At 69.9% G+C, this 25,082-nt stretch carries 25 protein-coding genes; 13 read left to right on the plus strand and 12 right to left on the minus strand.

The window, feature by feature from the left end; genetic code table 11:
* Positions 1 to 103: 103 nt before the first annotated feature.
* Entirely contained in the window at positions 104 to 676 is a 573-nt protein-coding gene (locus tag ABN611_RS25650; protein WP_350274779.1) for a hypothetical protein, read from the plus strand.
* Between the two features lie 47 nt (positions 677 to 723).
* Here ABN611_RS25650 and ABN611_RS25655 read toward each other — a convergent pair whose 3' ends face one another.
* The 3 genes from ABN611_RS25655 to ABN611_RS25665 form a co-directional block, all read right to left on the minus strand.
* Positions 724 to 2,115 (minus strand): ATP-binding protein, encoded by a 1,392-nt coding sequence (locus tag ABN611_RS25655; protein ID WP_350274780.1) that lies wholly within the window; start codon positions 2,113 to 2,115, stop codon positions 724 to 726.
* A gap of 11 nt (positions 2,116 to 2,126) precedes the next feature.
* Positions 2,127 to 3,776 carry an FAD-dependent oxidoreductase gene (locus ABN611_RS25660; RefSeq protein ID WP_350274781.1) on the minus strand — a complete coding sequence of 550 codons (1,650 nt, stop codon included), beginning with the start codon at positions 3,774 to 3,776 and terminating at the stop codon, positions 2,127 to 2,129.
* A gap of 145 nt (positions 3,777 to 3,921) precedes the next feature.
* The gene (locus tag ABN611_RS25665; RefSeq protein ID WP_350274782.1) at positions 3,922 to 4,680 is read right to left on the minus strand and encodes a FadR/GntR family transcriptional regulator; all 759 of its coding nucleotides are present in this window, start codon (positions 4,678 to 4,680) and stop codon (positions 3,922 to 3,924) included.
* A 107-nt stretch (positions 4,681 to 4,787) separates the two neighbouring features.
* Between ABN611_RS25665 and ABN611_RS25670 the strand changes: the two genes are divergently transcribed.
* Genes ABN611_RS25670 through ABN611_RS25710 form a run of 9 tightly spaced genes read left to right on the plus strand, consistent with a single transcriptional unit; the run spans position 4,788 to position 14,346 of the window.
* On the plus strand, positions 4,788 to 6,299 hold the full coding sequence (locus ABN611_RS25670) for an ABC transporter substrate-binding protein (RefSeq protein ID WP_350274783.1): 1,512 nt from the start codon (positions 4,788 to 4,790) through the stop codon (positions 6,297 to 6,299).
* Complete coding sequence (locus tag ABN611_RS25675) at positions 6,296 to 7,240, plus strand: ABC transporter permease (protein ID WP_350274784.1); 945 nt, start codon at positions 6,296 to 6,298, stop codon at positions 7,238 to 7,240. Before ABN611_RS25670 ends, ABN611_RS25675 begins: the two co-directional genes overlap by 4 nt.
* Complete coding sequence (locus tag ABN611_RS25680) at positions 7,240 to 8,058, plus strand: ABC transporter permease (RefSeq protein WP_350274785.1); 819 nt, start codon at positions 7,240 to 7,242, stop codon at positions 8,056 to 8,058. The genes ABN611_RS25675 and ABN611_RS25680 overlap by 1 nt, the downstream gene beginning before the upstream one ends.
* Entirely contained in the window at positions 8,055 to 9,008 is a 954-nt protein-coding gene (locus ABN611_RS25685) for an ABC transporter ATP-binding protein (RefSeq protein WP_350274786.1), read from the plus strand. The genes ABN611_RS25680 and ABN611_RS25685 overlap by 4 nt, the downstream gene beginning before the upstream one ends.
* Complete coding sequence (locus ABN611_RS25690) at positions 9,001 to 9,852, plus strand: ATP-binding cassette domain-containing protein (protein WP_350274787.1); 852 nt, start codon at positions 9,001 to 9,003, stop codon at positions 9,850 to 9,852. The genes ABN611_RS25685 and ABN611_RS25690 overlap by 8 nt, the downstream gene beginning before the upstream one ends.
* Positions 9,849 to 11,282 (plus strand): aldehyde dehydrogenase family protein, encoded by a 1,434-nt coding sequence (locus ABN611_RS25695; protein WP_350274788.1) that lies wholly within the window; start codon positions 9,849 to 9,851, stop codon positions 11,280 to 11,282. Before ABN611_RS25690 ends, ABN611_RS25695 begins: the two co-directional genes overlap by 4 nt.
* A gap of 11 nt (positions 11,283 to 11,293) precedes the next feature.
* Entirely contained in the window at positions 11,294 to 12,055 is a 762-nt protein-coding gene (locus tag ABN611_RS25700; RefSeq protein WP_350274789.1) for an SDR family oxidoreductase, read from the plus strand.
* Positions 12,056 to 12,066: 11 nt separating this feature from the next.
* Positions 12,067 to 13,476, plus strand: coding sequence for an amidase (locus ABN611_RS25705; RefSeq protein ID WP_350274790.1), 1,410 nt, complete (start codon positions 12,067 to 12,069; stop codon positions 13,474 to 13,476).
* A gap of 12 nt (positions 13,477 to 13,488) precedes the next feature.
* Positions 13,489 to 14,346 carry a hypothetical protein gene (locus ABN611_RS25710; RefSeq protein ID WP_350274791.1) on the plus strand — a complete coding sequence of 286 codons (858 nt, stop codon included), beginning with the start codon at positions 13,489 to 13,491 and terminating at the stop codon, positions 14,344 to 14,346.
* On the opposite strand, the gene ABN611_RS25715 is transcribed toward ABN611_RS25710, so the two are convergent.
* From ABN611_RS25715 to ABN611_RS25725, 3 genes are all read right to left on the minus strand, one after another.
* Positions 14,343 to 15,020, minus strand: a complete 678-nt coding sequence (locus ABN611_RS25715) for a hypothetical protein (protein WP_350274792.1) — start codon at positions 15,018 to 15,020, stop codon at positions 14,343 to 14,345. The genes ABN611_RS25710 and ABN611_RS25715 overlap by 4 nt on opposite strands.
* 43 nt (positions 15,021 to 15,063) lie before the next feature.
* Positions 15,064 to 15,987 (minus strand): alpha/beta hydrolase, encoded by a 924-nt coding sequence (locus tag ABN611_RS25720; protein WP_350274793.1) that lies wholly within the window; start codon positions 15,985 to 15,987, stop codon positions 15,064 to 15,066.
* A 116-nt stretch (positions 15,988 to 16,103) separates the two neighbouring features.
* A complete protein-coding gene (locus ABN611_RS25725; RefSeq protein ID WP_350274794.1) occupies positions 16,104 to 17,282 on the minus strand; it encodes an alpha/beta fold hydrolase in 1,179 nt (392 codons plus the stop codon).
* A 93-nt stretch (positions 17,283 to 17,375) separates the two neighbouring features.
* Between ABN611_RS25725 and ABN611_RS25730 the strand changes: the two genes are divergently transcribed.
* Positions 17,376 to 18,467, plus strand: coding sequence for a TetR family transcriptional regulator (locus tag ABN611_RS25730; RefSeq protein WP_350274795.1), 1,092 nt, complete (start codon positions 17,376 to 17,378; stop codon positions 18,465 to 18,467).
* Between the two features lie 41 nt (positions 18,468 to 18,508).
* On the opposite strand, the gene ABN611_RS25735 is transcribed toward ABN611_RS25730, so the two are convergent.
* Both ABN611_RS25735 and ABN611_RS25740 read right to left on the minus strand, forming a co-directional pair.
* Positions 18,509 to 18,892, minus strand: a complete 384-nt coding sequence (locus ABN611_RS25735; protein ID WP_350274796.1) for a hypothetical protein — start codon at positions 18,890 to 18,892, stop codon at positions 18,509 to 18,511.
* Entirely contained in the window at positions 18,889 to 19,392 is a 504-nt protein-coding gene (locus ABN611_RS25740; protein ID WP_350274797.1) for a sigma-70 family RNA polymerase sigma factor, read from the minus strand. Before ABN611_RS25740 ends, ABN611_RS25735 begins: the two co-directional genes overlap by 4 nt.
* Before the next feature lie 151 nt (positions 19,393 to 19,543).
* On the opposite strand from ABN611_RS25740, the gene ABN611_RS25745 reads away from it, so the two are divergent.
* Entirely contained in the window at positions 19,544 to 19,777 is a 234-nt protein-coding gene (locus ABN611_RS25745; RefSeq protein ID WP_350281683.1) for a carboxymuconolactone decarboxylase family protein, read from the plus strand.
* Here ABN611_RS25745 and ABN611_RS25750 read toward each other — a convergent pair.
* The 4 genes from ABN611_RS25750 to ABN611_RS25765 all read right to left on the minus strand — a co-directional run bounded on the left by ABN611_RS25750 (position 19,744) and on the right by ABN611_RS25765 (position 23,480).
* Positions 19,744 to 20,331 carry a dihydrofolate reductase family protein gene (locus ABN611_RS25750; protein WP_350274798.1) on the minus strand — a complete coding sequence of 196 codons (588 nt, stop codon included), beginning with the start codon at positions 20,329 to 20,331 and terminating at the stop codon, positions 19,744 to 19,746. The genes ABN611_RS25745 and ABN611_RS25750 overlap by 34 nt on opposite strands.
* 55 nt (positions 20,332 to 20,386) lie before the next feature.
* Entirely contained in the window at positions 20,387 to 21,766 is a 1,380-nt protein-coding gene (locus ABN611_RS25755) for a hypothetical protein (protein ID WP_350274799.1), read from the minus strand.
* 81 nt (positions 21,767 to 21,847) lie between these two features.
* Entirely contained in the window at positions 21,848 to 22,573 is a 726-nt protein-coding gene (locus tag ABN611_RS25760; protein WP_350274800.1) for an IclR family transcriptional regulator C-terminal domain-containing protein, read from the minus strand.
* A gap of 40 nt (positions 22,574 to 22,613) precedes the next feature.
* Positions 22,614 to 23,480, minus strand: coding sequence for an alkaline phosphatase family protein (locus ABN611_RS25765; RefSeq protein WP_350274801.1), 867 nt, complete (start codon positions 23,478 to 23,480; stop codon positions 22,614 to 22,616).
* A 174-nt stretch (positions 23,481 to 23,654) separates the two neighbouring features.
* On the opposite strand from ABN611_RS25765, the gene phnA reads away from it, so the two are divergent.
* Positions 23,655 to 25,013: a phosphonoacetate hydrolase gene (gene phnA / locus ABN611_RS25770; protein ID WP_350274802.1), complete on the plus strand. Its 1,359-nt coding sequence runs from the start codon at positions 23,655 to 23,657 to the stop codon at positions 25,011 to 25,013.
* Positions 25,014 to 25,082: the final 69 nt, after the last annotated feature.

Here is a 25,082-nt window from a genome sequence, read left to right on the forward strand (position 1 = left end):
GAGTGGTGGGGTGATTTTGACAATTCGGTGTCGGAGGGGGGCTCGGTGCTTTGGTGGGGTGGGGTGCAGGAGTACAACGGAAGTGACGCGAAGGGAGCCACGCATGACGTACGACGTGGTGGTGCTCATCGAGCGGGAGATGAGTGAGGGCGACGCGCGTCGCGTTGCCGCCCTGTACGCAAAGCACGAGGAACCTGTCGAATACCACCTTCTGGTCTCCAGCCATCCGGAGAGCGGGTTCGGTGGACCGCTGGCGTTGCTGGGGTCGACGTTCGCGGATGTGGCCGGCCTGACCGGGCCGGCGGTAGGAGCCGGTTCGGGGACCGGTCCGGTGGCGGTACCGTCGGCCGGGAGCGGCGCGAGGGCCGCGGATGACACCGGCCCGAGTCGCACGCCGACCGCGGTGCTCGCGGACCCGGCCGTTGACCTCGCCTCGGTGATCGAGCACAGCGCACGGCAGCTCCGGGTCGCGAGCGGTTACCCGGTGCACGTCTCGATCACGCATGGTGAGATTCTGGTCGCGCTGATGCAGATGGTGCGCGCGACCAACAGCCACGAGGTCGTCGTGGTCGCCTGGCCGGAGACAGCGGCCCGTTTCCTGTGCTCCGACTGGACCACGAAGGCCCGCAAGGTCCTCAAGGTCCCGCGGGTCCGGATCGTCGAACACGACACCTGAGCGCGGACCGGCCCACGCCCCGTCGACGCGGCGGCGTCCTCGTACCGTCAGGGTGCGGGCTGGTGGGGCAGCCGGACCTGCGCCGTGGTCTCGCCGGGGCGTGACGTGATGGTGATCGTGCCGCCGTGGTGTTCGGTGACGATGCGCTGCGCGATGTCCAGACCCAGGCCGGTGCCCTTGCCGACGTCCTTGGTCGTGTAGAACGGCTCGAACGCGCGCGCCGCGACCTCCGGCGGCATCCCCGCGCCGGTGTCGGTGAACTCGACCACGATCCGCTCGCCGTCGGTCCGGGTCGTGATCCGCAGCGTGCCGACGCCGTTCATCGCGTCGACCGCGTTGTCGATCAGGTTCGTCCACACCTGGTTGAGTTCGCCCGCGTACGCGTCGATCCGCGGTACGTCGGCGCCGTACGCGCGGACCACCTCGACGCCGTCGCGGAGCTTGTGCCCGAGCATCACGAGCGTGCTCTCGATGCCCTCGGTCACGTCGATGGTCTGGATCGAACCCCGGTCCAGCTGCGAGTACGAGCGCACCGCCGCGACCAGTTCGGTGATCCGCCGCGTCGACTCCTTGACCTCGCCGAGCAGTGTCGTGGCAGCGAGCGTGCTGGCCACCCACTCCAGGCCGGGCTCCAAAGCATCCCCGAGTACGACGGCTGCGCGCTCACACCACTCCGCACCGGCGCCGGCGGCCGCGAGCGGAGGCGCGATGAACCAGGACCGCTCGACGCCGTGATCGTCGAGCCAGTCCGAGATCAGGTTCTCCTGATCGGCGAGGTCCACCGGATCCGGTGCCGCCGTACCCGCGCCGAGCTCCAGCCGCAGCTCGTCGAGCGCACTGAACTGCGCCGCCGTCGCGTCCCCCTCAGCGAGCCCGCGCAGCGCCGTCAGCAGCGTGGCGCACGCGGTGTCGAGTGAGCTCACCGAACGCGCCGCGGCCGCGGCAGGGTTGTTGATCTCGTGCGCCAACCCGGCCGCCAGCGTGCCGAGCGTGATCAGCGACTCCCGTTGCCGGGCCGTCGACTCGATCGCGCGCGCCGTACCGTAGACACCCTTGATCAGATGCCCCGCGAGCGGGAACCAGTCGTCGATGCGTTCCCGCAGTACGTCGGCCGGCACCCGCAGCACCCGGCCCGCTTCGAGACCGCGACCGCTCGCGAGATACAGCCCGTGCTCGTCCCACGCGCGGAACCCGCCGGCCCAGCGGCCCGGCACGTCCATCTTGCCCATCACCGTGTCCTCGCGGCCGATCTTGCGGTGCAGCGTGATCGCGCCGTCGACGAGCACCCACCAGAAGTCCGCGGGCTCGCCCTCGTGGAACAGGTCCGTGCCGGGCACGATCGGCACCTCGGTACTGCCCGCGATCAGCTCCGCGAGTTGTGCGTCGGAGACCCCGGCGAACAGCGGGATGTCGCGCAGCTCGGCCGCTTCCATCAGCATGCCCCTGTCATCTAGACCGTCGCCAGGTAGCGGTGGACGAGATAGATCGACATGGCGCCCTCACCGACCGCGGACGCCACCCGCTTCATCGAGTCGAGCCGTACGTCGCCCGCGGCGAACACCCCCGGCACGCTCGTCTCCAAGGCGTACGGCGGCCTCGGCAACGTCCAGCGCCCCTGCGTGACGAGATCCGGACCGGTGACGACGAATCCCAAGGCGTCCCGTACGACGGAGTCGCCGAGCCAGTCGGTCCGCGGGATCGCGCCGACGAAGATGAACAGCCAGCTCGCGAGCACCTCCTCGACACGGCCCGACACCCGATCGGCCAGCGTCAGCCCCTCCAGATGCCCGTCGCCACGACAACCGACGACCTCAGTCCGACACCGCACCTCGATGTTCGCCGCCGTGCCGATCTTGTCGATCAGGTACCGCGACATCGAGCTCTCGAGCGACGCGCCGCGGACCAGCAGGACCACGCGTTTCGCGTACCGGGCCAGGTTGAGCGCGGCCTGGCCGGCTGAGTTCGCAGCGCCGACGACGTACACCTCGTCGTCCTGCACCTGACTCGCCTCGCTGGCGGTGGCGCCGTAGTACACACCGCGGCCGGTGAAGCCGCCGAGCCCGTCGACGTCGAGGCTGCGGTACGAGACACCGGTCGCGACGATCAGCGCGCGGGCCTCGATCTCGCCGGACCCTTCGAGCAGTACGGCGCGCACCGGGCCGCGGGACTCCAGCCCGACGACCGAGCGGGCCAGCACCATCTCCGCGCCGAAGCGGGACGCCTGCGCGACGGCGCGCTGGGCGAGGTCAGAACCGGTGAGCCCGCGCGGGAAGCCGAGGTAGTTCTCGATCGCGGCGCTGAGTCCGGCCTGGCCGCCCGGTGCCTCGCGTTCGACGATCACGGTGCTGAGGCCTTCGGACGCGGCGTACACACCGGCGGCGAGGCCGGCCGGTCCGCCGCCGACGATGCAGACGTCGTACAGCGGCTGCTCGGCGCGGGTGCGCAGGCCGAGGGCGGAGGCGAGGTCGAGCGCGGTGGGGGAGCGGAGCGTGTCACCGTCCGGGACCAGGACCAGTGGGAGGTCGTTCTCCGTGGCCGCGGCGAGGTCTTGAAGGCGTTGGCCTTCGGCGTCGCGTTCGACGTCGTACCAGTGGTATGGGACGTGGTTGCGGGCGAGGAACGTCTTGATGTCGTGGGCGCGGTCCGACCAGCGGTTGCCGACGACGCGGACATCGGAAGTGTGCTCGGGGTTGGCGAGCTGCCAGTCTCCGAGCAGGTCGTCGACCACCGGGAACAGCTGGTCCTCAGGTGGGTCCCACGGTTTCAGCAGGTAATAGTCGAGGCCGATGTCGTTGATCGCGCGGATCGCGACGTCGGTGTCGGCGTACGCGGTGAGCAGCAGGTACTTCGCTCCGGGCGCGTGCTCGCGGGCGCGTTCGAGCAGTTCGATACCGGTCATGCCGGGCATCCGCTGGTCGGTCGCTATCAGCGCGACCGGCTGGCTGCGCAGGGCGAGTTTGGTCAGCGCGGCGAGCGCCTGGTCGCCCGAGTTCGCGCGCACCACCAGGTAGTCGTCGCCGTACCTGCGCCGCAGGTCGCGGGAGATGGCCGCCGAGACCATCGGGTCGTCGTCGACCGTGAGAATCGCAGGTTTGCTCACGCCAGTGCCCCCCACCGCGGTGAACCGTTCCCGCCAGCATGCCACGAATCCCGCACGCTGTCGCTGCACCCTCAACCCCCACTTTGTGCACCGGCCAACCGTTTCCGGGCGGGAGAAATGGTTGGCCCGTGCACAAAGTGGGGTGTCAGTCCTCGACGAGGGCGCGGAGGGTTTCCTGGTCGGAGTCGGGGACGTACCCGGCGTAGTAGTCGTACATGTTTTGGCGGGCCAGGCGGGCGGCGGCGTGGCCGTCGCCGTCGCGGATCGCGTCGACGACCTCGGCGTGGTGGTGCAGGGACTCGAGCATCAGCGCGCGGCTGTTCGGCGCGTGCGCGATCTTGTCGGAGATCAGGCCCAGGACGACACCGCGGACGACCTCGTTGCAGGTCTGGATCAGCGAGTTCCGGCTGATCCGCGCGATCAGCTCGTGGAACGCGAGATCGGCCTCGCTGAACGCGGCGAAGTCGATGTCGATCGCTTCTCGCATCGCGACCAGCGTCGCCTCGAGCTCGTCCAGCTCCTCCGGTGTCCGCAGCCGGGACGCGACCTGGATCGCGGCGCCGTCCATGATCATCCGGAACCCGATCAGCTCGCTCAGCGACAACTGGTCGACGCGCGCCAGCCGGGCCATCTGCTTGCGGAGCCCGGACGGTGAGAACGGCAGGATCTCCGGACCGTTCGGATCACCCGGCCGCGAGCGGACCACCCCGTTGCTCTCCAGCACCCGCAGGGCCTCGCGCACCGTCGACCGGCTGACGGCGAACTGCGTGACCAGCTCCCGCTCGCTCGGCAGCCGCTGGCCGGGTGTCAGGTCGCCGCGGGCGAGGGCGTCCTCGATCTGCTCGACGATCCGCTGATAGGCGCGCACGGGCTGGACAGGCCTGAACTGCGGAACTTTCGTCATCGGCACACCCCCAGTCGCTTGACAGGACCTGAGCAGAGGACAAACCTAGTGGCCCATTGAGACCTAGTCCACTGGTCAGACCAGTTGGCGGCACTGGAGGAGTAGACGTGAAGTCGTCGTTTTCCACGCGAGCGGTCGCATTCCTCGCCTCCGCGGCGCTGCTGGCCCTGACCGCCTGCTCGGCCGGATCCGGTACGTCGTCCGGCAGCACGCCCGGTGGTGACCAGAACCTGTCGATCGGCCTGGTCGCCGAGCCGGCCAGCCTGGACTTCACCACCACCGACGGCGCGGCGATCCCGCAGGCGCTGCTCGGCAACGTCTACGAGACGCTGGTCAAACAGGACGACTCCGGCAAGATCGTGCCGGCGCTGGCGAAGTCGTGGACCGTGTCGCCGGACCGCAAGACGTACACCTTCGACCTGGCCGACAACGCGAAGTTCACCAACGACAAGCCGTTCACCGCGAACGACGCGGTGTTCAGCATCAACCGGGTGAAGACCGCGTGGACCACGTCGCTCAAAGCGGCGATGGAGGTCGTCGCATCCGCGAAGGCGCTCTCGCCGACGCAGCTCCAGGTGACGCTCACCAAGCCGAGCAATGACTGGCTGTTCCGGATGACGACCCGGATCGGCGCGATGTTCTCCGAGAGCGGCGTCAGCGCGCTCGCGACTGCACCGGTCGGGACCGGCCCGTTCAAGTTCTCGAAGTGGAACCGCGGCGACTCGATCGTCCTGACCCGCAACGACGGCTACTGGAGCACGAAACCGTTCTTCCAGCAGATCACGCTGAAGTACTTCAAGGACGCCACCGCGCTCAACAACGCACTGCTCACCGGCACGATCAACGTGATCGGCACCGTCCAGGCGCCGGAAGCGCTCAGCCAGTTCACCAGCAACGACAAGTACCAGGTGATCGAGGGCACGACGAACGGCGAGGTCCTGCTGTCGTTCAACAACTCGCGCCCGGCGATGGCGGATCTCCAGACCCGGCAGGCGATCCGGATGGCGATCGACCACAAGGCGCTGCTCGACACTTGCTGGGCAGGGCGCGGCAAGCTGATCGGCAGCATGGTCCCGCCCACCGACCCGTGGTACGAGGACCTCACCGGCGTCGCGCCGTTCGATCTCGCCAAGGCGAAGTCGTTGCTGCAGGCGTCCGGCGCGGCCGGCAAGACCTTCCGGCTCCGGCTCCCGACGTTGCCCTACGCAACATCCTGCGGCCAGGTCGTGAAGAGCCAGCTGGAGCAGGCCGGCCTCAAGGTCCAGATCGACCAGCTCGAGTTCCCGGCGGCGTGGCTCACCACGGTGTTCAAGAACGCCGACTACGACATGTCGATCGTCGCGCACGTCGAGCCGCGCGACCTCGGCGCGGTGTTCAACGCGAAGTACTACACCCGCTACAACGACCCGACGCTGCAGGGCTACCTGGCCGCGGCGGACGCGGGTGACGAGGCCGCGCAGGTCGACAACATGAAGAAGGCGGCCAAGCGGCTGTCCGAGCAGGCGGCGGGTGACTGGCTGTTCCTGCTGCCGAACCTGATGGTCGCGGACAAGGGCGTCAAGGGCCTGCCGACCAACGCGATCACCGAGAACTTCGACCTCTCCAAGCTCGCCCGATGATTCTCCGCCTGATCGAGCGCACGGGAGTGTTCTTGGTCAGCCTCGCGGTGAGCTCGGTGCTGGTCTTCGCGTTCATGGCGGTGCTGCCCGGGGACCCGGCCCGGGTCGCGCTCGGCGTGAACGCCTCCGACGAGGCGGTGGCCGAGCTGCGGCGCCAGTTCGGCCTCGACCGCCCGCTGCCGACGCAGTACTTCGACTGGCTCGGCGGGCTGCTGCGCGGCGACTTCGGGACGTCGTACGTGTCGAAGGCGGCGATCGGCCCGCAGGTGTTCGACCGGCTGCAGGTCACGCTGTGGCTGGTCGTGGCCGGCATGATCATCGCGCTGCTCGTCGCCGCGCCCGCCGGGACGGTGATGGCCGCGCGGCACCGCCAGGTCTCCGGACTGGCGCTGTCCGCGCTCTCCCAGATCGGCGTCGCGGTCCCGGCGTTCCTCGCGGGCATCCTGCTGATCGTGGTGTTCGCGGTGAAGCTCGGCTGGCTGCCGGCCAACGGCTGGACACCGCCGGCCCAGGACCCGGCCATGTTCCTCAAACAGTTGATCCTCCCGGCGCTCTCACTCGGCCTGGTCCAAGGCGCCGTCCTCACCCGCTATGTCCGCAGCGCAGTACTCGACGTCCTGCGTGAGGACTACCTCCGAACCGCCCGCGCGAAAGGCCTCAGACCGTTCCAGGCACTGTGGAAGCACGGTCTGCGCAATGCCGCCGTCCCGGTCGTGACAGTCCTGGGTCTCCAGTTGGCGACGCTGCTGATCGGAGCCGTCGTGGTGGAACGCGTCTTCGTGATCCCCGGCCTCGGCAGCCTGCTCCTCGACGGCGTCTCCAACCGCGACCTGCTGCTCGTCCAGGACGTCGTGATGGTCCTCGTGATGGCCGTCCTGCTGGTCAACTTCCTCGTCGACGTGCTGTACGTCGCCCTCGACCCGCGGCTGAGGACCTCGTGATGCGGCGCCTCAACCCGAGCCTGATCGTCGGCGGCGTGATCGTCGCGGTCATCGTCCTGATGGCGCTGCTGTCGTTCGTGTGGACGCCGTACGACGCCACGCTCGTGACGCCGGCGTCGCGGTTGCTGGAGCCGTCGTGGTCGCACTGGTTCGGCACCGACAAGTTCGGGCGCGACGTGTTCAGCCAGATCATGGTCGGCTCCCGGACCACGCTGTTCGTCGGCGTCGTCGCGGTCGGCGTCGCGGCCGTGATCGGCGTACCGCTGGGGATCCTGGCGGCGATGGTGCGGCGGTGGCCGGGTGAGTTCATCATGCGCGCGAACGACCTGCTGCTCGCGTTCCCGGCGTTGCTGCTCGCGATCATGTTCGGCGCGGTGTTCGGCGCCAGCACGCTGACCGCGATGATCGCGATCGGCATCGCGTCGGTGCCGAGTTTCGCGCGGGTGATCCGGAGCGGGGCGCTGCAGGTGATGCGGACGGAGTACGTGCTCGCGGCCCGCGCCGCGGGGCGCCGGCCGTTCCCGATCGCCGTACGGCATGTGCTGCCGAACGTGACGAGCCTGATCACTGTGCAGGCGTCGGTGTCGTTCGCGATCGCGGTGCTGGCGGAGGCCGCGCTGTCGTTCCTCGGCTACGGCACGCCGCCACCGACGCCGTCGTGGGGGCGGATGCTGCAGGAGAGCCAGGAGTTCCTGTTCAGCGCGCCGCGGCTGGCGATCTTCCCCGGGATCGCGATCGCGATCGCCGTGCTCGGGTTCAACCTGCTCGGCGACGGCCTCCGCGACCGCTTCGACCCGAAACTGGAGGATCGCCGATGAGCGACGTACTCACCGTGCGCGGTCTGTCGGTGTCCGTGCGGGACACGGCGCTCGTGTCCGACGTCGATCTGACGGTCGGCGCGGGGGAGCGCGTCGGGCTGATCGGGGAGTCCGGTTCGGGCAAGTCGCTGACAGCGCTGAGCATTCTCGGGTTGCTGCCGGAGGACGTGCGCGCGGTCGGCTCGGTGCGGCTGGACGGGGTCGGCCACGAGCTGGTCGGCGCGGACGAGCGCCGGATGTCGCGCGTCCGCGGCCGCGACATCGCGATGGTCTTCCAGGAACCGATGACGGCGCTGAACCCGACGATGCGAGTCGGCGACCAGATCGCCGAAACCATGCTGATCCACAAGGCGCTGTCCAAGCCCGCCGCCCGCGCGGCCGCCGCCGAGCTGCTCGAGCGGGTCCAGCTCCCCGCCGAGACGCTGCGCGCCTACCCGCACCAGCTCTCCGGTGGCCAGCGGCAACGAGTCGTCCTGGCCGTTGCCCTGGCCAACGATCCCGCGCTGCTGATCTGCGACGAGCCCACGACCGCGCTCGACGTCACCGTCCAGGCGCTTGTCCTCGACCTGATCGTCCGCGGGGTGATGGAACGGTCGTCCGCCCTGCTCTTCATCACCCACGACCTCGCCGTCGTCGCCACCGTCTGCGAACGCGTGCTCGTCATGTACGGCGGACGCGTCGTGGAGGCAGGCCCCGTCGAAGAGGTGTTCACCCGGCCCCGGCACCGCTACACCGAAGGCTTGCTGGCGGCGTCCGATCTGGAGACGACCTCACGCAGACTCACCACGATCCCGGGCAACGTCCCACCCGCCGGCAGGTTCCCGTCAGGCTGCGTCTTCCGCACCCGGTGCGCGCACGCCACCGCCCTGTGCGAGGAGACGCCGCCGTGGACCGGAGCCGAGACCCGCGGGTTCGCCTGCCACCACCCGGCGGGAGGCGGCGATGACTGAGACCACCGAGCCCTCGACCGCGATCCAGGTCGTCGATCTCGTACGCGACTACCACCGCCCACGCACCTCGCTGCTCAAACCGGCCCCGGTCGTGCAGGCGCTCCGCGGGGTGAGCCTGGAGGTCAAGCAGGGCGAGCGGTTCGGCATCGTCGGCGAGTCCGGTTGCGGCAAGTCGACACTGCTCCGCATCATCGCCGCTCTGGACCGCGCCACCTCCGGGCACGTGATCGTCGAAGGCACCGACATCACCCGGCTGCCCGAACGCCGGCTGCGCCCGCTGCGCGAGAACCTGCAGCTGGTCTTCCAGGACCCGATGAGCTCCCTCGACCCGCGGATGCGCGTCCGCGACATCATCGCCGAACCGCTCGTCGTCCAAGGGCATCCGGCCTCGGGGCAGCGCGTCCGCGAGCTGCTCGAGGCGGTCGGCCTCTCGGCGGACGCCGGCGACCGGTACCCGCACCAGTTCTCCGGCGGCCAGCGGCAGCGGATCTCGATCGCGCGGGCGCTCGCGCCGCGGCCGCGGATCCTGATCGCCGACGAGCCGGTCAGCGCGCTCGACGTGTCCGTCCGTGCCCAGGTGCTGAACCTGATCTCCGACCTCGTCGACGAGCTCGACCTGACGCTCGTCTTCGTCTCGCACGACCTGTCCGTCGTCAAGCACGTCTGCGACCGCGTGGCCGTGATGAACGCCGGCGAGATCGTCGAGACCGGCTACACCGGCGACGTGTACGCCGCCCCGCGGCATCCCTACACGCAGCGTCTCGTCTCGGCGATCCCGACGTTGCACCGGGCACTCGCCGGCGCGACCACGTCCGACCTGCTCGCGAAGGGAGATCCCGCATGAAGTTCCCAGCCGGCCTGCCGATCGGCGAGTCGTGGATCGAGGCGCCCGCCGCGGCGCCGGTGATCTTCCCGTACGACGGATCGACCGTGGCGGACGCGCCGGTCGGGGACGTCGAGCTGGCGCGGGCGGCGCTCGAGAACGCCCTCGCCGTCCGCGAGACCGTCGGCCGGATGCCGTCGTACGTGCGCCGGAAAGTCCTGCAGAGCGTGCATTCCGCGATGCTGGCCGAGCGGGACGCGTTCGTCGACCTGCTGGTGCTGGAGACCGGTAAGCCGCTGGTCGACTGCCGGGTGGAGATCGATCGGACGCTGCTCACGCTGGAGACCTCGGCCGAGGAGGTCGCGCGGCTGCACGGCGAGACCGTACCGCTCGACCTGCTGCCGAGCGGCGAGGGCCTGCAAGGGTTCTGGGTACGCAAGCCGATCGGTGTGGTCATCGGCATCACCGGCTTCAACTACCCGTTGCTGCTCGCGGCGCACAAGATCGCGCCGGCGTTCGCGGCCGGCTGCCCGATCATCGTGAAGCCCGCGCCGCAGACGCCGCTGGCCACGCTCTGGCTCGCGCACCTCATGCGCTCGGCGCTGGCTGATGCCGGCGCACCGGAGTCCGCGCTGCAGGTCGTCACCGGCGGCCCCGAGGTCGGCGCGACGCTGACCACCGACGACCGCATCGGCGCCGTCTCGTTCACCGGCTCGGCGACCGTCGGGCACCGCATCGCGCGCGACGCGGCACCGACCAAGGTACTGCTCGAACTCGGCTCCAACTCGGCGCTGGTCGTCGCCGCGGATGCCGACCTGGACGCGGCCGCGGACGCGATCGTGCGCGGCGGCTACTACGCCTCCGGGCAGGCCTGCATCTCCGTGCAGCGGGTGATCGCGGTCGACTCGATCAGGGACGCGCTGCTGGAGAAGCTCGGTGCGCGGATGCCTGACGTGATCGTCGGCGATCCGCGCGATCCGGCGACGCGGGTGTCCGCGCTGATCAATCCGGCGTCCACGGATCGGGTCCGGCAGTGGGTCGGCGACGCGGTCGATGCCGGCGCCTCGATCGCCTACGAGGCCCCTGGTGACGTCCTCGGGCCGATCGTGCTGACCGACGTACCGGACGGCCTGCAGGCGTGGGACGAGGAGATCTTCGGGCCGGTGATCGCGGTCCGCTCGGTGCCGGACGTGGACAGCGCGCTGCGGGCCGTGAACGAGACGCGGTACGGGCTGCACGCGAGCGTCTTCACGTCCTCGCTCGACACCGCGTTCGCCGCGATCGACCGGCTCGACGTCGGCGGCGTGGTGATCAACGAGGTCCCCGGCTTCCGCTCCGACGTGATGCCGTACGGCGGCGTGAAGGACTCCGGCACCGGCCGGGAGGGACCGCGTTTCGCGATCGAGGAACTGACCACGACCCGGATGGCGATCATCCGCCCGCGCCCGTGACAGGTGACCCCATGGACTACACGAACCTCTTCCGGCTGGACGGCAGGCACGCGGTGGTGATCGGCGCCGGGAGCGGGATCGGCCGGGAGAGCGCGCTCGCGCTGGCGGCGCACGGCGCGCGCGTGACGTGCGCCGACCGGGACCTCGCCGCCGCGCGCGAGACAGCCGGCGACGCGATGGCGGCGTACGCGCTGGATGTGCTGGACGACGCGGCGGTCGAGCGTGCCGTCGCGGACCTGGACCCCGTCGACGTGCTGGTGTTCACGGCGGCCACGAACGTGCGCAAGCGGATCCTCGACTACACCGGCGAGGAGTTCGACCGCGTCGTCTCGCTGAACCTGCGGGCGTCGTTCCAGCTGGTGCGCGCGTTCGGGAAGGGCATGGCGGAGCGCGGGCGCGGCAGCATCATCGGGTTCAGCTCGATCCGCGGTACGACGGTCGAGCCGGGACAGTCGGTGTACGCGGCAACGAAAGCCGGGCTCGTCCAGCTGCTGCGGACCGCGGCCGCCGAGCTCGGTCCGTCCGGCGTCCGCGCGAACGCGATCGCCCCGGGCGTCGTCGAGACCCCGCTGACCGCGCAGATCAAGGCCGATCCGGGCTGGTACGACGCCTACGCGCAGAAGGGTGCGCTCGGCCGCTGGGCGCAACCGCACGAGCTCGCGGGCGCGGTCGTGTACCTCGCCTCCGACGCCGCGAGCTTCGTGACCGGCAGCGTGCTCGCGGTCGACGGCGGCTGGACCGCGGTCGACGGCCGCTTCGAACCACCGAACTGAAGGGTTTCCGGATGAACCTCGCCGACCTGACCGCAACCGAACTCCTGGCGAAGTACCGCGACGGCTCGGTGTCACCTGTCGAGGTCGTCGAGGACGTGCTGGCGCGCGTGGACCGGTGGGAACCACAGCTGTGTGCGCTCTACGCGCCGGATCCGGCGGGTGCGCGATCGGCGGCGCAGGAGTCGGAGCGGCGGTGGCGGGACGGTACGGCGGGCGCGCTGGACGGCGTACCCGTGACCGTGAAGGAGAACATCGCGACGCGCGGAACGCCCGTACCGCAAGGGACCGCGGCGACCGCGCTGGTTCCGGCGGCGGAGGACGCGCCCGCTGCGGCGCGGTTGCGGGCGGCCGGGGCGGTGATCTTCAGCAAGACGACGATGCCGGAGTACGGGATGTTGTCGTCGGGGGTGTCGACGTTCCACCGGTTGACGCGGAATCCGTGGGACCTGTCGAAGACGGCGGGTGGTTCCAGTGCGGGCGCTGCCGCGGCGGCCGCGGCCGGGTACGGGCCGATCCACGTCGGCACGGACATCGGCGGGTCGATCCGGTTGCCTGCGGGATGGTGCGGACTGGTCGGGCTGAAGCCGACGCACGGGCGGATCGCGGTCGGCAACCCGTACGCCGGGCGCGCGATCGGGCCGTTGACGCGTACGGCGGCCGACGCGGCGCTGGCGTTGTCGGTGATGTCCGGGTACGACGCGCGGGACCACACCTCGCTGCCGGCGGCGTCCGACGTGTTCGAGGCCGAGGTACGCGGCCTGCGCGTGGCGTTGCTGCTCGACGCGGGCGTCGGGCTGCCGGTCGATCCCGAGGTCACGGCGGCGGTCTCGGCCGCGGCCGACGTACTCGCCGCGGCCGGTGCGGTCGTCGAGCCGATCGGGCCGGTCATCACGCGCGAGATGCTCGACGGGCTCGACCGGTTCTGGCGGATCCGGTCGGCGACGGACATCGCGGCGCTGCCGGAGGAGCGGCGCGCGAAAGTGCTGCCGCAGATCCGCGCGTGGGTCTCGTCGGCCGCGGACCTCACCCCCGCGGACGTCTTCCACGGGTACAGCCAGATGGGCGCGATGGCGGCGGCCGTCGGCCAGGTGTTCACGTCGTACGACGTGATCCTGTCGCCGGTCGCGCCGATCACCGCGTTCGCCGCGGAGCTGGCCTACCCGACGGACGATCCGGGGCGGCCGTTCGAGCACATCGGCTTCACGGTCCCGTACAACATGTCGCATCATCCGGCGACCACCGTGAACGTCGGGTGGTCGGCGTCCGGGTTGCCGATCGGGGCGCAACTCGCCGTACCGCATCATCAGGACCTGCGGGCGCTGGCGCTGGCCGAGTATCTCGCGGCGCACGGCGCCGAGGTCCGCCCGTGGCCGACTCTCGACAGCACCCGGACCGAGCGCGAGACTGGCCCGTGGGGGTGACGACCTGGTCCGATGAACGGCTCCGGAGGTACGGCGTACCGCGCTGACGAACTGCAGCGCGGCCTGGTCTCGCACTGCTACCGGATGCTCGGCTCGATCACCGAGGCCGTCGAGATCGCCGCCGGCGTGACCGGGTACGAGGACGCGACCCGCGCGTGCCTGGAACGGGCTGGCACTCGTCCGCTCCCGTCGTCGCTGGGCGCACCCAGCGCCCATCCTGAGGGGACGCTCGCCGAGGACCACGAGATCCTCTGGCTCGAGCCGATCCCCACCCACCTGATGGACGACCATCCGCTCGACCTGGGCCTGATCGCCACCCTCCAACGCCTCCCACCGCTGGAACGCGCCGCCACCGTCCACCTCCTCGAGGGCCTCGATCTCCCGCGGGCCGAGGTTGCTCCGGCGCCGATCGTCCCGTCCGCACTCGTCGCGCCCGACCCGGCGCTGCTGGTCCGGTACCGCGCCGCGTTCGAGCAGTACGACGTACCCGCGATCGCCGCGCTCTTCACCGCCGACGCGATCTGGGAGATGCCGCCGTTCACGTCCTGGTTCCGGGGCGCGCGCGACATCGGCCGGCTGATCTCCACCCACTGCCCGGCGAAAGCCCCCGGCGACCAGTGGCTGATCCCGCTGGAGGCGAACGGCCACCCCGCGTTCGCCGTCTACATGCGAGACCCGAACGACAACATCCACCGAGCCTTCCAACTCCAGGTCCTCACCCTGACCGCCACGGCGGTGGTCCACGCCGTAGCGTTCTTCGACCTCACCCTCTTCCAAACCTTCGCCCTCCCCGAGGCCCTCGCCTCCCTACCCCCAACCCCCTACGACGGCACCCCCAAACCCCACATAGAACGCCTCCCGAAGCACTAACCCACCGCGTCGAGCCGCGCCACCGCCTTGCTCACCAGTTGGGCGAAGACGGCGTCGGTGATCGTCTCCCCCTGAACTTCGAGGTAGACGACCGTGCCACCGCGCACCACATAGGCCGAATAGATGACGAACGCCGCAGGTTCGCCGGACTCGGTCGAAGCGTCGTACCGGAGTGCGAGCCCGTTGGACAGTCCACTGACAGGCAGTCGTGTCGCGGCCCATCGGTACTTCTCCTCGTCGGGCGCCACCATCGTGTAACTCGAGCACTTCCCGAGCCCGCTGACGAGGTCCGGAACCAAGCTGTCGGGCTCCGTCGGCCAGGACCAGACGAACTCGGTCACCGTCTGGAGCGGTTGCCTGGTGAAGTACTGGCCGCGGACGGCTGTAGTGGGCTTCCCGAGAGGATCCGTCGGATGCCGGAACGCCACGCACTCAGCCGGGTCGTACTGACCGCGAGGCCCCGGCGTCGGCCGCGGATCGACAGCGACACCACCGTCCCACCCCTTCGGCAAGTCGCTGACGCGCAGGGCTGCTTGGGTTGCCTGGGCGACGGTGAGGGGGACGACTGTTGGTGTCGGGGTGGGGGTTGGGAGGTCTGCCTGGTTGGTGCAGGCGGTGAGGAGTAGTACGGCGACCAGTGCGAGGCGTCGTACCGCCTTCGTCGGGCTCGGCACGGCGAGCAGTCGACCATGGTGGCGCGCGGGTTAGCAAGTCGCGCTAGCTCGCGAAGAATGTGCGCAGGTGCTGGTTGACGCGGTCCGGACAGTCCAGCTGGGGAGCATGGCCGCAGCCGTCGAGGATGTGGGTCTGGTCGTGGGGGAGGAGTTCGGCGAAGCGGTCGGCGCGTTCGACGGGTTGGATCGTGTCCTCCCGGCCCCACAGGACCAGCGTCTCGGTTGTCGTCCTGGGGAGCGCCCGTTCGGTGTCCGACCAGTCCAGGCGACGCTCCAACAGGTAGGTGGCGCGGATGTTCTCGCGGAACGTCATCGGCGCCCACCACTCGTCCAGCAGTTCGTCGGTGACGCGGTCCTGGTTGACCATCATGCCTTCGGCCAGCTTGCGTACGGTCGACTTGCCGGTCGACAGCTTGGTGGCGAGTTCACCGACGACGGGGATCTTCAACGCCTCCCACATCACCGTGCCGCGCAGGTCGAGCCCGGTCGCGTCGAGCAGCGCGAGCTTGCTGACGCGCTCGGGATGCCGTTGCGCGAACGCCAGCGCCCAGCCCCCGCTCCACGAGTTCCCCGCCAGAGCGGTACGTCGTACTCCGACAGCGTCCAGGAACGCGCGGACGGCGGTCGTCATCGCGTCCAGGTCGTAGCGGAAGTCGGGGTCCTTGAGCTGCGTATAGCCCTGACCGGGAAGGTCGACGACGTACACGGTGTGCTCACGGGACAGCGCCGCGAACTGTTCCCGCCACCCGACCACCGACGTACCACCAGGCGACAGCAGCACCACCGGGGATCCCGAGCCACCGCGGATGTAGTGGAACCGGGCGACCGACGTGTCGACGTACCGGGAGCCGACCGCGGCCAGGTACGGCGACCGGAAATCCCGCCCGGCTTCACTCGGCTGCCACCCGTAGGCCCCGAACAACGCCACGCCCACGACGAGCGCAAGCACCGCCGCAACCCACCGCACCCACCGCCACCGTCGTCCATCCGCCGCCATGATCGTCCTTCAGTCCTTGGAGATTCGTCGCAGCGGAGGACACGCCGGCCACCGTCCCCTGTGACATGCAAGCCGCGTGAACAGGTTCACAGCACTCTGGGTTGCGCGCTCCGGAGTTGAAGGGAGCGGTGGATGAAGGCGATCTGGTCGTCGAGGACGTGTTCGCGGACGGCTTCGTCGGTGTAGAAGCTGAAGTGCGTGCCCGGGTAGCTGCGGAGTTCGCCGGCCGGGGCGCGGTCGGCGAGCGCGCGGTTCGTCTCGATCGGAGTCTCGTGGTCGTCGGCGGCGACGCAGACCAGCAGCGGTACGGTCAGGCGGGCCGCGTCCTCCTCGGGGCGATAGCGCATCATGCCGAGCAACGCCCGCGGGGCGATGCTGTTGCGCCACAGGGTTGTTGCTTCACCGCTCGTCAGTGCCTGGATGTGCTGGTCGGCTTCGTCCGTGGCCGCGACCGCGAGCTGACCGGGACGGCCGATCATCGGGACGTAGTACGGCGGGAGACCGAGCTTGCCGCGTACTGCGTCCCAGCCGATGGCGCTGAGCAGCCGGAGCGTCTCCCACGTCGAACGGCCCTCGACGCGCTTCGGGAACCCGTTGAACGGGATCTGCGCCACCACCGCGACGACGTCCGGGTCGTCGGCGGCGACTGTGATGACGTGAGCGCCGCCGAGCGAGTTGCCCCAGAGCACGATGGCGTCGGGGTCGACGTACTCCTGCCGACGAGCGAACGCGACCGCGGCCCGCAGATCCTGCTGCTGTCCCACGACGTCGGCGACCTGACGCGGCTCACCACCACTCTCTCCAAAGCTCCGGTAGTCGAACACCAACGCCGCCATCCCCGCCGCCGCGAACCGCTCAGCATGCGAAAACAACCGATCCATCGTCCCGCTGAACCCATGACACAACACAACACAAGCCACCCGCCCGCTAGCCGAGGTCGCCGTAAGCGCTGAGTTCCTCCCCGCCGTGTCCGCGTCCTGCTCCGCCGGGCCCGCGGTCCGCGCTGCCGGGTCCGCGCTTCGCCCTGGCGGGCCCGCGCTCCGCCCCGCCGGGCCAGAGTTCCGCCCCGCCGCGTCCGAGTTCTGCCCCGCCGGCCCCGCGCTTCGCCCCGCCGGGCCGGAGTCCTGCTCCGCTGGCCCCGCGCTTCGCCCCGCCGGGCCGGAGTTCTGCTTCGCCGGGTTTGCGCTTCGCTCTGCCGGGAGGTGGAGGTATCCCGCGCAGGTGGTGCCCTCGGAGTCGAAGGTCACCTTGATCCGCTCGACCATGTCTACCCCTCTACGCTTGACTGGCGTTCAGTCATCGTAGGCCAAGAACTTGACCGATGGTAAGTGCCCCTGGCAACACCTCGAGGAGCTCACATGAGCGGGACCCCGGACCGGATCCTGGCGGCCGCGCGCACCCTGTTCGTCGAGCGCGGCTACCGCGCGACGTCCATGCAGGCGATCGCGGACGAGGTAGGGATCACCAAGGCGGCGCTGTACTACCACTTCGCCGCGAAAGACGACATCCTCCGCCGCCTGACGCTCCCACTCCTGGACGAACTGGAGCGCACCCTCGCCGACGCAGAGAAGGCCGGCGACCCCGAAACCGTCCGCTGGACCGCCATCGAAGGCTACGTGGACGTCTACCTGAAGCACCGCCAGACACTCGTCATGCTCATCCGCGACATGACGCTCCTGGTAGAGGCCCCAGTCGCAAGCCGCTTCGTAGCAGCAATCGCCCTCGCCAACGACCTAGTCGCCGGCCCCACCCCCACCCTCGAAGCCCGCGTCCGAGCCTCCCAGGTAGTAGCCGCGCTGGGCGACCCAATAGCCCTCTTCCGCGACCTACCTCCCACCCACCTGAAACACCTGATCCTCACCGGCGCCCAAGCCCTCCTACAAGCCGCCCCACCCCCGGCTGGTTCGCTGTACGACGCGACGTTGGGTCGAGCGCCGCACAAGGCTTCACGTGGGCCCACATCCGCCGTTGGGTTGGGCAAGCCGGACCTCGACTCCAGTGAGGCGGCGGACAGCCGGGGGGCCGGCGCGACGGCGCACGGCGAAACCTCGCGCGGAGAGGCATCCGACGACGGGCCCCCGGCGTCAGGTGGAGCGACGTACGACGCGACGCCGCCTGAGCCGACGTATCACGCGGGTTCCGGTGGATCGGCGTACGACGTGCCGTCGGGTCGGAGGGCTCATGGCTTGGGGGCGGCGTACGGCGTGGCGGTGGGTGAAGCGGGCTCTCGTGCGACGGGCCGCGGGGACGGCGAGGCGGCCGGGCGGGCGAGTTCCGGCGAGGGTTCTCGGGGGTTGCCGCGGGGGCGGGGTGGGGGGCGGCCTGCGGTGTTGGGGGAGGTGGGGGTAGCGCGGGCGCGGGAGTTGTATGCGGCCGGGCGGCCGGTGGCCGAGATCGCCGCTGACCTCGGGGTGTCCCGGGCCACGGTCTACCGGTGTCTCAAAAACTAGTTTTGATTTCGAAATCAAAAGCCTGAGGCCAGAGACACGCTTCAGCGGCGCAGCGTGGTTTCGGTGTGGACGCGGGACAGTTTGTGGGGATTGCGTACGGAGTACAGGCCGGTGATCAGGCCGTCGTCGATGCGTACGGCGAGTACGGCGTCGATCTCGCCGTCCAGGGTCAGGATCAGGGCCGGGTAGCCGTTGATCGGTGCCGGGTGCAACGATCTCCGGGCGAGGTTCGACAGTGCTGCCGAGAGCGCGCCCGCGACCGCCTCGGCTCCGACGACAGGCGCCAAGGCCGCCTGTGCGACCCCGCCGCCGTCGGTGAGCAGTACGACGTCCGGTGCGAGGATGTCGACCAGCCCCTGCAGGTTGCCGGTCTCGACGGCCTGGCGGAACGCGTCGAGCGCGCGGCGGGACTGCGAGGGTGTCATCCTCCCCGGGGCCGGCGCGCCGCGACGTGCGTCCGGGCGCGGTACGCGAGCTGGCGTACCGCGGTGGGACTCTTCCCGACGGCGTCCGCAATCTCGTCGTACCCGAAGTCGAACACCTCACGCAGCACGAAGACCGCGCGTTCGATCGGTGTCAGCGTCTCCAGCACGAGCAGCATCGCCAGCGAGACGCTGTCGGCGAGTTCGACGTCCTCGGCCACGTCAGGTGCGGTGAGCAGCGGCTCCGGCAGCCACGGTCCGACATAGGTCTCCTTGCGGCGCCCGAGCATGCGGAGCCGGTCGAGCGCGAGCCGGGTGACGACCCGGACGAGGTACGGGCGAGGTTCCCGTACGGCGCCGTGGTCGACGGCCGCCCACCGGAGCCAGGCTTCCTGCAGGGTGTCCTCCGCGTCGGCCGCCGAGCCGAGCAGCTCGTACGCGACGGTGAAGAGCAGGTTGCGATGGGCAAGGAACGTCTCGGTGGCCTGGGACGTGTCGGCCATGAATGTCTCCCTCGTCGGCTCGGGCAGGTCTCCACCAGACGCCGCCAGGAGCCGTCCTGTGACACAAGCCCGTGTTACGCGACCCGGACCGCCGTCGTCTTGAGGTCGTTCACCCAGAAACGACGAATGAGGCGCGAACACCAGCCTGGCCATCGCGCAGTCCTCCCTGCCGGCAACCACCCTGGAGCTGGTGGAACTCCGCGCCAGCCAGATCAACGGCTGCGGCTACTGCGTCGACGCCCACTCCAAGGAACTCGCTGCCCGCGGCGAACCGGCGGTGCGGATCGACCTGGTCGCCATGATCAAGGCCGCCAACCGCCTCCTCGTGATGACCCGAACCAAGGGCGGCTCCTACGAGCCCGCCAAGCGGTCAACCGGGCGGTAGCGGACGTTGATCTCGGCCGAAGGGCTGTCGCCATTGAGCAGGTGGAGGTTGACGGGCGACCCGCCGGGGTTGTCGAACAGCCGGATGCCGTCGCCGAGGAGGACCGGCGCGATGTGCAGGTCGATCTCGTCGATCAGGCCGCGTTCGAGGAGCTGCCGGCCGATCGAGGCGGACATGACCTCGACGTTCTTCCCACCGGCGGATTCCAGCGCGATCCGGACCGCTTCCGCGACGTCGCAGTTGAGGAAGACGGTGCTGGGCGTCGGCGACGCGTCCTCGGGATGGTGGGTGAGGATGAACACGGTCCCCTGCCACGTCCCGTCGTACGTCGCATCGGCGTCCGGGAAGGCGTCGAACCCGTCGCGCCCGCCGAGCACCGCACCGGTGGTGGCGAGGTACTCCTGGATGATGTCCGGCCGCGGATTGGTGATCCCGGCCATCCAACTCATGTCGTGGTTCGGACCGGCGATGAACCCGTCGAGCGACATCGTGAAGTGCCAGAGCACCTTGCCGGCAGCGGTCTGCGGTTCGGTGTCCGGGAGTCCGGTCGTCATCGAGGCCTCCTGGGCGAGTGATTGTCGGTACGTCGATCCTCGCCTAGGAGCGGTGTCAGGTGTAGGTGAGCTGCGCCGTGGCGGTGCAGGACGTGGAAGCGACCAGGCGGATCCAGTGGGCGCTGAAGCCCACCGGAAAGGTGAAGGCCTCGTAGCCGGCCGGGCCGACCGTCAGGGTGCGGTAGCGGTGGAAGGTCCCGGTGCCCTGGAAGTCGACCTCGACGTGGAAGTCGACGGCGGTGTCCGAGGTGTGCGTGAGGTGCAGGCACTTGTGCTCGAATCCGGTCATCAGATACGGGTCGGACGGTACGTCGGCCTGCACCGAGCTCTCCCACCACGGGCCGCCCCAGCCCTGCGGCTTGCCCCAGGACCACAGGTCGTCGGTCTTCCCGAACCACAGGTTGGCCTGCGGCTGGCCGGCGACCGGGTTCGCGTCGCCGATCGGTGTGGTCTGATCGCCCGCGAGGACGAGCAGCCCGTTCCAGGAGCAGAAGTCGCCGACGACGCGCAGGTGCGAGGCGATCGGCCGGATGCCCCACACGGCGTTCGCGTAGGTGAGTGACGGCAACTCGTAGAACATGCCGCTCGCGTCCATCAGCAGTCGCTCGGACTCCACCTCGCGGATCCGCGGCCATTCGGTGGTGAACGCATGGTCCTGGGTGTGCGTCGACTTCGGCAGCCGGTACACCTTCCAGCCCGTGTCGGGCAGGTAGACGTGCAGCAGCGCGGACGCGCGGTCCTGCCCGACGGCGTACAGGCCGGGACCCATACCGTTCGCGCTGCCGAGCGTGTTGAACTGCGTCTTCGCCAGGATCGTCCAGGTCTGCCCGTCCCACTCGGCCAGCCGCCCGTCGCTGGAGCCCGCCAAGAAGTCCTTGTCGTAGTACGAGTTGTTGACCACGACGACGCGGCCGTGCCGGGTGTACATGTCCTTGAAGTGCGGGTAATCGTGGACGTCCAGCTCGTCGAGCAGGTCGTACAGCTGGGTGGCCTCGAGGGTCTGTACGTCGACCTCGAAGAACTCGCCCTCCATCCCGAGGAAGTACACCTTGCCGGCCTCGTCGGTGAGGTGCCGGGCGGTCGCGGTCAGCCGGACGTCGACCAGCGCCTCGATGGTCCGGACGTTGCCCTCGACATCGATCGCGTGCGGGCCGATGAACAGCTGGTTGCTCTCCTTGTGTACCAGGCGGTTCGCGTACGTCCCGACGACGCTCGCCGGGTGCTTGCTGAGCTGCAGGTCGTCGTCGATCGTGAACAGCCCGGTCCCGCCGCCGGTGCGCTTCTTGTGCGCGACGTACGTCACCATCCACAACCGGTCCGCCCACGGCATCAACGCGCCGATCCCGGTCTCACTCCGCGGCACATGATCGGCCTTGACCGCCAGCCGCGGTACGACGCCACTGATCGCGCCCGGAACACTCATCTGATTCCCCATCTCGGAATGGTGCTGAAATAGCATCATGAAATGGCTCTACTATAGATACACTCAAGGAGATTGCAAGGGGAGGTCCGGGGGTCAGGCGGCGTCGATCGCGCGCGCGACCTTCTCGAGCCGGCGCAGGATCGCCGGGATCCGCCGGTCGGTGAAGCGGCCCGCGACGCCGATCGCGGCCTGGTCGCGGTCGAGCGTCACCCCGAGGGTCCGGACGCCTTGTGATTCAAGGGTTTGCGGCACCGCGTAGCCCTGTTTCCGCACCTCGGCCAGCTGTTCCAGGAGCTCGTCGAGATCCACAGCGGGCCCGGTCGGCGCCACCAGGTGCCGTCCTTCGGCGTACAGCGAGCGGACCTCGTCGTCGGTCAGGTCGGCGAGGAGCGCCTGGCCGAGCCCGGACCACGCCGCCGGGTACAGCGGCGACTGGCCGATGCCCTCGGCGGCGGTCTCGCCGGGGCTGTGCAGGTACAGGTAACAGACCTGGTCGCCCCACAGGACGCCCATCGCGACCTGGAGTTCGAGGTCGAACAGCGACTCGAGCGGCCCGAGCGCTCGCCGGATCAAGCCCGATCCGCGCAGGCTCTGCGCGGCCAGCGCGTGGATGCCCGGACCGGGCAGGTACTTGCGGTTCTCGTCCTGCTGCGCGAGGCCGACGAACGCGAGCGTCTTCAGCAACCGGTTCACCCGCGTCGGCTCCAGGCCGAGTGCCCGCCCGAGCTCCCGTGAGCCGATCGGCCGCCCGTGCGCCGCCAGCGCCTGCAAGCACGCCAGCCCGTCGATCAAGGACTGGTTGGGCTGCGCGGGCTTCACGGCGTCAACCTAGCACCGCGCCACCCGCTCTCCGCCGGACTCACACCAGCAGCGGTCGGCCGTCGAGTTGCCAGGTGGGGTCGGGGGTGACACCGAAATGGGACAGGACGGTGACCGCGATGTCGACGTTCTTCGGCTCGGTGGCCGGTGTGGTCGGCGGGATGCCGGGGCCGGTGTGGATGATGAAGGAGGCACGTTCCGGTGCGCTGCTGCCGCCGTGGCCGCCGGCGTCGGTGTGGCCGTGGTCCGACGTGACGACGTACGTCCAGTCCTCCTCGGCGTACGTCGGGCGCGACCTGATGCCGGCGAGCACGGTGCCGATGTGCCGGTCGGTGTTCTCGATCGCGGTCCGGTAGTACGTGCTGGCGGCGCCGCTCGTGTGGCCGGCGTGGTCGACCTCGCCGAAGTACACGAACGAGGCGTCCGGGCCGACCCGTCCGAGGTAGTCCGCCGCCTCGGCCGCGACGCGCGTGTCGGCGACGTCCAGGCCGAGCGTGTCGCCGTCGATGGTCACGCGGACGTCGATCGCCGCGGAGAAGATCGCCTGCCCGGCGCTGTCGCTGGTCAGCGGCGGCCAGTCGGCGATCGCGTACGTCGTCAGCGAGCTGTCCGCGCGCTTCAACCGGGTGAGGAAGTCGGGGTACTGCGTGAGCCCGGTCGCGGGACCCCACTCGTTGTCGAGGACTCGGTGCTTGTCCGGCCAGACACCCGTGGCGATCGTGGCCCAGCCCGGACCGGACACGGTGGGCGTCAGCGGATCGAGGTACAGCGTCGTCCGGCTGGCGTACCCGGCCGAGATCATCGACCGCAGGTGCGGGGTATCGGATCGCACGATGTGGTCGAAGAGCGCGCCGTCGATCCCGAACACGACAAGCTTCTGCGGGCGGCCGTTGCGCGAACTGGTCATCGTCGAGCTCCTGGGGAGAGGTGGGCCGAGTTCCTCCGAAGGCTACTGACGACGGCACCGGTGCGGATCCCCGCGCGCGGCTATGGGGCCGATAGCCAAAGTCGGGGTTCCCGTGGGCCGGGTGGCCGGCGAACAGTGAGGACACGCCACCACGACCGCGAGGAGACGCTCACCGTGAGCCCGACGACCTTCACCGTCAACGGACGGACCTACACGACTCACGGGACGCCCGTCGTCGTCATCTGCATCGACGGCAGCGAGCCGGACTACCACGTCGAGGCGATCGCGGCGGGCCGGATGCCGTGGCTGAGCCACGTCCTCGAATCGGGACAGGGGAGTTCGTGGGCCGCGCACTGCGCGATGCCGGCGTTGACCAACCCCAACAACCTCTCGATCGCGACGGGCCGGCCGCCCGCCGTGCACGGCATCTGCGGCAACTACCTGTGGGACGCGACGACGGGGGAGGAGGTGCTGATGAACGACAAGCGGTTCCTGCGCGTCCCGACGCTGTTCGCCGCGGCGAACGACGCCGGCCTCGACGTCGTCGTGGTCACGGCCAAGGACAAGCTGCGCCGGCTGCTCGGCGCGGGGCTCGTCGAGTCAGGCCCCGCCCTCGACGGCTCCGAGGCGTTCGTCGAGCCACGGCGTACCGGCATCTGCTTCTCGGCCGAGAAGGCCGACGAGGCAACCGTCGAGGTCAACGGGATCGGCGACGTCCTCGAGCTGGTCGGCAAGCCGCTGCCGGACGTGTACTCCGCTGACCTGTCGGAGTTCGTCCTCGCCGCCGGCGTGCGGATCCTCGAGACCCGCGGCGCCGACCTGATGTACCTGTCGCTCACCGACTACATCCAGCACAAGCACGCGCCCGGCACCCCGGTCGCCAACGACTTCTACGCGATGATCGACGCGTACGCCGCGCGGCTCGAGGCGCTCGGCGCGATCGTCGTACTCACGGCCGACCACGGCATGAGCGCCAAGACCGACGAGACCGGCACGGCCAAGGTCGTCTACGTCGAGTCCGAGGTACGCACGTTGCTCGGCACGACGGACCAGGAGGACGGCGTCCGCGTCATCCTCCCGATCACCGACCCCTACACGGTCCATCATGGAGCGCTAGGGTCTTTCGCCAGCATCTACCTGCCCGCGGACGCGGACCGCGACGCGGTCATCGAGGGACTGCGCGTCATCGACGGCGTCCAGGCGGTCATGACCCGCGACGAGGCGGCCACCACGTACTCGCTCCCGCCCGACCGCATCGGCGAGATCGTCCTGCTGGCCGAGGCGGGAACCGCGGTCGGCCGGTTCGCCGCCTGGCACGACCTCTCCGGACTCGACGTCCCGCTGCGCTCGCACGGGGCGCTCGGCGAGCTGCAGATCCCGTTCGTCATCAACCGGGTGCTCCCGCGCCCGGAGCAGCTGGACGAGCCGTACGGCGATCCGGCGTACGTCCACAACTACGACGCGTACTGGGTGGCGACGACGCTCGTCGCCGAGCACGGCGCGGCGGCACCGACCGCCGCGGCGTCTGCCTGACGCACCTCCCGGGGGTTCGAGCCGAGTGGCTTCGTCAAGAACCTCACCACCGTCGTCGGCTCGCACAAC

Origin of the sequence: Kribbella sp. HUAS MG21, from assembly GCF_040254265.1 — a bacterium.
GTDB lineage: Bacteria > Actinomycetota > Actinomycetes > Propionibacteriales > Kribbellaceae > Kribbella.

What these genes read in the sequence shown, in the direction of transcription:
- ABN611_RS25695 (WP_350274788.1), top strand. Translation starts at nt 9,849, where the DNA reads ATGAAGTTCCCAGCCGGCCTGCCGATCGGCGAGTCGTGGATCGAGGCG.
- ABN611_RS25700 (WP_350274789.1), top strand. Translation starts at nt 11,294, where the DNA reads ATGGACTACACGAACCTCTTCCGGCTGGACGGCAGGCACGCGGTGGTG.
- ABN611_RS25710 (WP_350274791.1), top strand. Translation starts at nt 13,489, where the DNA reads ATGAACGGCTCCGGAGGTACGGCGTACCGCGCTGACGAACTGCAGCGC.
- ABN611_RS25740 (WP_350274797.1), bottom strand. Translation starts at nt 19,392, where the DNA reads ATGGCCGACACGTCCCAGGCCACCGAGACGTTCCTTGCCCATCGCAAC.
- ABN611_RS25765 (WP_350274801.1), bottom strand. Translation starts at nt 23,480, where the DNA reads ATGACCAGTTCGCGCAACGGCCGCCCGCAGAAGCTTGTCGTGTTCGGG.
- ABN611_RS25750 (WP_350274798.1), bottom strand. Translation starts at nt 20,331, where the DNA reads ATGACGACCGGACTCCCGGACACCGAACCGCAGACCGCTGCCGGCAAG.
- ABN611_RS25690 (WP_350274787.1), top strand. Translation starts at nt 9,001, where the DNA reads ATGACTGAGACCACCGAGCCCTCGACCGCGATCCAGGTCGTCGATCTC.
- ABN611_RS25730 (WP_350274795.1), top strand. Translation starts at nt 17,376, where the DNA reads ATGAGCGGGACCCCGGACCGGATCCTGGCGGCCGCGCGCACCCTGTTC.
- ABN611_RS25655 (WP_350274780.1), bottom strand. Translation starts at nt 2,115, where the DNA reads ATGCTGATGGAAGCGGCCGAGCTGCGCGACATCCCGCTGTTCGCCGGG.
- ABN611_RS25755 (WP_350274799.1), bottom strand. Translation starts at nt 21,766, where the DNA reads ATGGGGAATCAGATGAGTGTTCCGGGCGCGATCAGTGGCGTCGTACCG.
- ABN611_RS25685 (WP_350274786.1), top strand. Translation starts at nt 8,055, where the DNA reads ATGAGCGACGTACTCACCGTGCGCGGTCTGTCGGTGTCCGTGCGGGAC.
- ABN611_RS25680 (WP_350274785.1), top strand. Translation starts at nt 7,240, where the DNA reads ATGCGGCGCCTCAACCCGAGCCTGATCGTCGGCGGCGTGATCGTCGCG.
- ABN611_RS25650 (WP_350274779.1), top strand. Translation starts at nt 104, where the DNA reads ATGACGTACGACGTGGTGGTGCTCATCGAGCGGGAGATGAGTGAGGGC.
- ABN611_RS25665 (WP_350274782.1), bottom strand. Translation starts at nt 4,680, where the DNA reads ATGACGAAAGTTCCGCAGTTCAGGCCTGTCCAGCCCGTGCGCGCCTAT.
- ABN611_RS25675 (WP_350274784.1), top strand. Translation starts at nt 6,296, where the DNA reads ATGATTCTCCGCCTGATCGAGCGCACGGGAGTGTTCTTGGTCAGCCTC.
- ABN611_RS25735 (WP_350274796.1), bottom strand. Translation starts at nt 18,892, where the DNA reads ATGACACCCTCGCAGTCCCGCCGCGCGCTCGACGCGTTCCGCCAGGCC.
- ABN611_RS25705 (WP_350274790.1), top strand. Translation starts at nt 12,067, where the DNA reads ATGAACCTCGCCGACCTGACCGCAACCGAACTCCTGGCGAAGTACCGC.
- ABN611_RS25725 (WP_350274794.1), bottom strand. Translation starts at nt 17,282, where the DNA reads ATGGTCGAGCGGATCAAGGTGACCTTCGACTCCGAGGGCACCACCTGC.